Origin of the sequence: Hallella bergensis DSM 17361, assembly GCF_000160535.1 — a bacterium.
In the GTDB taxonomy this organism is placed as follows: domain Bacteria; phylum Bacteroidota; class Bacteroidia; order Bacteroidales; family Bacteroidaceae; genus Prevotella; species Prevotella bergensis.
Genome location: NZ_GG704786.1, coordinates 26,290 through 32,289 on the forward strand (window position 1 = coordinate 26,290; position 6,000 = coordinate 32,289).

Sequence of the window (6,000 nt, forward strand, 5' to 3'; positions counted from 1 at the left end):
CACTCCGTTTATCTCAGTTTCACTTCCATGGCTCCCGGCAAGGTTCGCGTAATGCCGTCGGGGCCAACGGCTTTGACCTCTGTGATGTAGAAGCGACGTCCACGCGACAAGCGACGGAACTGGTCGCGCATTCTATCGGTGAATTCGTCACCGGCCGATGCCATCTGCACGGCATTGCCCATATTGTCATAGAACACGGCGGAGAAACCGGTCACCCTGAACTGTATGTCGAGAATGCCGTCGTCGATAGCTGCATTGAGGCGAGTGGCTCCCATAAGTCCGGCCTTGGCCAGGTTTCCGCCCTTGTATCTGTCGGTGCCCAACGCGATGTATGGCGTGGGATCGGGCAACTTGCGGACCTTGAACGTGAACGGTGGGAACGAGCGCACCTTGCCTCCGTCGCGCGCAGACACCTTGAAAGTGACGTCGCGACCTACGGCAGAGGGCACGGCAATATATCGCCCGGCTCCCGTCGCAGAAAGGCTTCCGCCGGTCATGCTCACAGAAACTGCATTTTGGGGCACGCCCGGAACACTCACGCTGATGGGGTTCCTGTATCCAGCATAGAGCACGTTCATCAGGTCGGCTGCCAGTGTTGCACCACCGGGAACGGGAATGACACTGTATTTCTGACTAAACTCGCGGCGGAGAATGTCGCCGGCAGCGTTGCGCATCAGGATATAGCCGCTGAACTGATGGTCGCCTACGCCCCCGGCCGTGAAGCTGTAGCGACCGTTTGTGGAATTGACTCTGCTGCCATTGACGTAGATCTCGGGCTGCTTGGTCGTATCCATAGCTGCCATCACAATGCTGGCCGCGAAACGTTCGCCGGGGTAGAGGGTTGTCTTTTCGGGTACGACAAAAGCCGACAACTTGTTGACACGGATGTCCTTGAGGTCGATGTTGGAAACCAACGTGTGGAGCACCTGCCCTTCGGCATGGCGAACGTCGTTCTGCAATTTGGACAACAACGTTACGGCAGCCGCCACAGGCATATTCTCGAACATGTATTCCTGCCAGTTCTTGCCCAAGGTGTTGGCCTTTCTGGGAACGGCCGTGGACAGACTGTTATCGATCAGCTTGCGCTGTTCGGGGTCGGCTACGTAGTTCAGAATGCGGTTTCGGAAACTGTTGATCGAATTATAGAGCAGCTGTCCCTTCCCGGTAATGGGGGCGAGCATCACCGTTCCTGCGGCATCGATGTTGTCGTTGTTCTCTGCATCGGCCAGCGTGGCATCCTTGCCACTGGCCTCTCTCACGATGGCCAACTTCAGTTCCTGGGCAAGGTTGTAGAGCGAATCGCTCATGTTTTTCACCTCGGTGGCCTTGGCAAACCAAGCTTTCACTTTGGCCGGGTTGGCATCCATCTGCTGTTTGAAATCCCCATAAAGCGATTCGTTCTCTATGGTAGCGTTAGTCGTTGTACGGTTCAGGCTCTCCTCGACCACGGCAAAACCATTAAGCACCTCCGTGGAAATATTGAGGGCAAGCATGGCCAGCAAGACGATATACATCAGGTTGATCATCTTCTGACGAGGAGAGACTGGTCTTTTCTTTATTGCCATTTACTGTTTATTCTTTGGATAGGGGATGTGGAACTTAAAAGAAGTAAGAAAAAGGTAAGTTCCGATTAGTCGGTGGGCTGCGAAGTCTGTGGGGGAACGCTTCCCGGGGCACCCATTGGCATATTCACGGTCATGGCTTCGATCATGCGGGCATAGATCTGGTTGAGTCTTTCGATCTGCTTGGCCATCCTGAGGCTTTGGTCGTTGATTTGGTCAATGGTGCCGATTTGCTGGCTTGCGCCCTTCAGCTGCATTTCGTAAACCTTGCTGATACCCGTAAGTGTGCGGTTGAGATTTTCCATCTCCTCGCTGTCGCGGGTAAGGCGCGTACTCTGTTCGTTAACTTTTTCAAGTGTCTCAACGAGTTTCTTGAGCTGGTCAACATAGTTGGACTGGGCCTCGTTGAGGGACTCTGCTTCCTCGGCCGACATTTGGGGTACGAAATTAGGCTGGGATATGGTGGCGGCAGCGGGCGAATCTGCGGGCTGCGCTGATACAGGCTGCGGGGCATGCTGGCCGGCCAAGTCTGATTCTTGTGCAACGGCCGGAGCGTGCGTCACAGGCGTATGCTCATCGGAATAATTCACCGTTCCGGTGGCAAGATACTCTTCTGTAATACGGGTCGGAATCTCACGCCCATCGGCGGTCTTGTCGAAAGGACGGTCAAACGCTGAGATGAAGAACACAAGCACCTCGGTACCCATGCCGAGGAACAACATGATGTTGGCTCCGGGAAGGTGGGTGAGCTTGAAGAGTGCACCCAAGATAACGACGGAGGCACCCCAGCTGTAGGCGTAATTAAGAAAGGTCTGTCCGGGAACGGTATCTATCCACTTCTGCAGACGATACACAAGATTGTATTTGCTATAATTAGACATGATGCTTATTTCCTTTTTTGTTTTCCTGTAATCGAGTTGGCCAATGAACGCACGCAACGGAAGCCAATGTATGATCTTGGATGATTCTGATATTCCCACGTGCGCCAGGCTGACCGGATATAACTCTCCGGGTCTTTCCATGAGCCGCCACGCACACTTTTCTTCTTCAAACGATAAGGGTCTTCCTTGGCGGCATTGTACTTGAGTTGGGGGTTCAGGTCGTTCATGGCATCCACGCCGGCCTCGGTGTAGATGGTGCTGGTCCATTCTGCCACATTGCCGGCCATATCGTAGAGTCCATTGCTGTTGGGCGAGTAACTGCCCACCTTACTGCATATCAGGTTGCCGTCCTTGGTGTAATTGCCACGGTCGGGCTTGAAGTTGGCATAAAAGCATCCGCCTGCATTGGACACGGATTCGTTTTCCCAAGGAAATTCCGTTTGATCTTTCCCGCGGGCGGCATACTCCCATTCTGCTTCTGTGGGTAGACGGTAGCGCTGGATATAACGGGCTTCGTCGCCCAGTCCCTTGAGCAGATAGTCGGTGCGCCAAGCACAGAAGGCATTGGCCTGCTCCCAGGTAACTCCGACGACGGGGTAATCATTGTAGGCTGCGTTGGAGAAATAATTGCGAAGGTAGGTCTCGTTTTCTGAATTGCGGAAATCGTTGACCCATACGGTTGTGTCCGGATAAATATTCACGATATAGGTATTGAGGAAGTCCCACGGACCGGACAGTTCGCGATTGATGGTCTCGCTGACAATGCGTCCCTCGTCGTCGATATAGGCCGTGTCCTTACTAATCATCACCACCTCGTTGGGATCGACGGTGACATCGGTATTCAGATTGCGCTCCTCAGGGTTCAAGCGGTTGCGGCGGAGAGCGGCAGCGGCATAGTCATATACCTCGTACTTGTAGTTCATCTGCTTATAATCAAGCAGTTTCTCGCCCGTTACAGGATTCGTGACGTACAGGCTTTCGATGGCTCGCTCCTCGTCTTCATTCGGCTTGCGTGGCAATCGTCTTTTCCAATTCAAATGCGGCGTAACGGGGTCGCCGTACTTGTCCTCAGTTATCAGATAGGTCTCGTCACCTCCGTAGGACGGGTCGGCCAAACGGGTGCGCAGGATGCTGTCGCGCACCCACATCACAAATTGCTTGTACTGTGAGTTGGTAATTTCCGTTTCGTCGATCCAAAAACCATCGACAGATATGTCGCGCATCGGGGTCTTCTTGCCCCACAGGGTGTCCTGCCCATCGAGTCCCATCTTGAGATAGCCACGATCTATGCGTACCATACCATACGGAGTGGGTTCGGTGAACGGCTTGCCACCCACTCCCACAACTTCTCCGCCTCTCCCGGAGGCTGATGCGGACTTGGCGCTGAAACATCCGGAAAGCGTTGCCGTGAATGCCAACAGGCATAAAGCTATGATTATATTCTTTTTCATATATCAGTCTTGATTCCTCATTTTCTGTTTTAGAATTGTCCTTGACTACAATATTCTGACGCTCTTGTGAAGATTTTTGCCCTTTTTAACAAGGTTGATATCGTGCTGATAACCGATAAACAGCTCGTGACTTCCATTGCCCGGATTGATTGCCGAGGTGTAGACTTCATAACTGTATCCCAGCATGATTCCATGGAAATTGCCTCCAACCATCACTGTAACAGAATTGGTGGGACTGTAACCAATGCCACCATACATTATTTTTTCGTCATTCGTGTACACCAACCTGCCTGTAACGTCGGCACGATAAGCAGTCATGTCTGTGCGCACCATGAACGAGGGCTTTATAGTTAGAAACGGATTGCGGAGTTTTATATTGTATCCTCCCGTTAAATAATAGGTTCTGTCGATTTGCAATTCGTTGGTTTCTCCTAAGTTGACCAAGGGAGAAGTAAGGTGCTGGACGGAAACTCCGACATACAGATTCCTGCGGGTATAATAAAGTCCGGCACCCAAATCCAAGGCGTTGCCATTCAGCGTCGAGGTCGAAAAGGCGGGGTCGCCCGAATCTTCCAGATCTATCTTTGAGCCGTCGAATCCCTCGCTGAGCATTCCTACTTGAACTCCGGTACTCATTTGTCCACCAAAGAGTTTGAACTTGAGGGCATATTGCAACGCAAGCTTTTGATGAGTGAAAAGACCGAGTTTGTCATTCAAAAGCTGAACGCCTGCACCATGATAGGTCTTTATGGCATAAAAAGGTATATCAGCCGAGGCATAGGCCGTCTGTGGATTATGTTCAAAACCAGCCAAATCCATAGCGTAGGCAGCTGTAACATTGATTTTCGGCTGCTTACCCACTGCACCGGGATTATACGATGTTTCCATGTCGAAGTAATGACTGAAATAGGGGTCATACTGCGCATGGCTTGTTAATCTTACTCCCATCAGCAATAATACGATGATCCAATTGCGTTTAAACACATTTCTATAACGCATTGTACAAAAAAATATTGCGTATAAAAAAAGCCGTTCTTTGCAATCAAGAACGGCTCTTTATAATGTGGTGTTTGTTTTAATACTCTTCTTCGTCCCAGAGAAAATCATCCTTTGTGGGATAATCTGGCCAAATATCTTCTATATTGTCATATACATCGCCCTCGTCTTCTATCTCCTGCAAGTTTTCCAAAACTTCTGCGGGAGCTCCAGAACGTATGGCATAGTCTATCAATTCTTCTTTTGTTGCTGGCCATGGAGCATCCTCCAGTTTAGAAGCCAAATCCAGTGTCCAATACATAGTTTAATGTTTAATGTGTTTCATTTGTGGCGCAAAAATAAACAATTTCTTTGAATATCCAAACGTTTTACTACTAATTTTAGGCACAACCACCAGTAAAAGGGGAATTTTCGGATAAATGAAATGACATTGTAATGCTTGACTTAAAAATTCAAGACATAATGTTGTTTGTACATCTGCTTGTCAAAGAAAACAAGACCACATCGATAAAGGTCGAAACTCACTCCACTGTACTCATTCGACTGCATCATCTTCCAAGCTTTATATGCAGATCGGCTAACATGAATGTCTTCTACAATCAAGATGGATTGAGAACTGGCATGCCTTGCAAATTGACTATATATTTTTTTCCAGTTACCCTCTAAAGTCATAACGAGAATGTCGCATTCAGCTATTTGATCCATATCGTATCCATCTACACAATCAACTATCGAAGTCTTCAAACATCCGGCCTGGACATAATCTGCTTGAATATCAAACTGATCCAAACAGAATCCCCAGCGGTAGGGTTGACTATAATTGGCTATCCTGAAATACAACTCAGCCAATCGACGATCATCTAAATCATAATCCGGATATTCCTGACCTAGTCTTGCGTATGCATAATAAGGCCACTTCTCCTTAATAACATAGCGCACAAAATGATAAGCCCATGGGGACTGAATGCCAAAGCCCCTGCCATGACCGAAGCCCTTCAGCCACATTCTGATTCTATGGAGAGGCATAAACCTGTCAATAGGCCTTGTCCTCGTCAGCCACGTGCACTTCATTCCTTCAAAATTAACAGATAGCATACCTCTTTACATGGC

General features: G+C 49.5%; 6 protein-coding genes. All 6 read right to left on the reverse strand.

The window, feature by feature from the left end:
* Positions 1-8: 8 nt before the first annotated feature.
* Positions 9-1,565, reverse strand: a complete 1,557-nt coding sequence (gene porM, locus HMPREF0645_RS12525) for a type IX secretion system motor protein PorM/GldM (protein ID WP_007175428.1) — start codon at positions 1,563-1,565, stop codon at positions 9-11.
* Positions 1,566-1,630: 65 nt separating this feature from the next.
* Positions 1,631-2,443: a type IX secretion system motor protein PorL/GldL gene (gene porL / locus HMPREF0645_RS12530; protein ID WP_007175429.1), complete on the reverse strand. Its 813-nt coding sequence runs from the start codon at positions 2,441-2,443 to the stop codon at positions 1,631-1,633.
* Positions 2,444-2,448: 5 nt separating this feature from the next.
* Positions 2,449-3,894 carry a T9SS ring complex lipoprotein PorK/GldK gene (gene porK / locus HMPREF0645_RS12535; protein WP_007175430.1) on the reverse strand — a complete coding sequence of 482 codons (1,446 nt, stop codon included), beginning with the start codon at positions 3,892-3,894 and terminating at the stop codon, positions 2,449-2,451.
* Between the two features lie 45 nt (positions 3,895-3,939).
* Positions 3,940-4,893 (reverse strand): PorP/SprF family type IX secretion system membrane protein, encoded by a 954-nt coding sequence (locus HMPREF0645_RS12540; protein WP_007175431.1) that lies wholly within the window; start codon positions 4,891-4,893, stop codon positions 3,940-3,942.
* Between the two features lie 76 nt (positions 4,894-4,969).
* Positions 4,970-5,191: a DUF2795 domain-containing protein gene (locus HMPREF0645_RS12545; RefSeq protein WP_007175432.1), complete on the reverse strand. Its 222-nt coding sequence runs from the start codon at positions 5,189-5,191 to the stop codon at positions 4,970-4,972.
* 143 nt (positions 5,192-5,334) lie between these two features.
* Positions 5,335-5,895: a hypothetical protein gene (locus HMPREF0645_RS12550; protein ID WP_169305468.1), complete on the reverse strand. Its 561-nt coding sequence runs from the start codon at positions 5,893-5,895 to the stop codon at positions 5,335-5,337.
* Positions 5,896-6,000 lie beyond the last annotated feature (105 nt).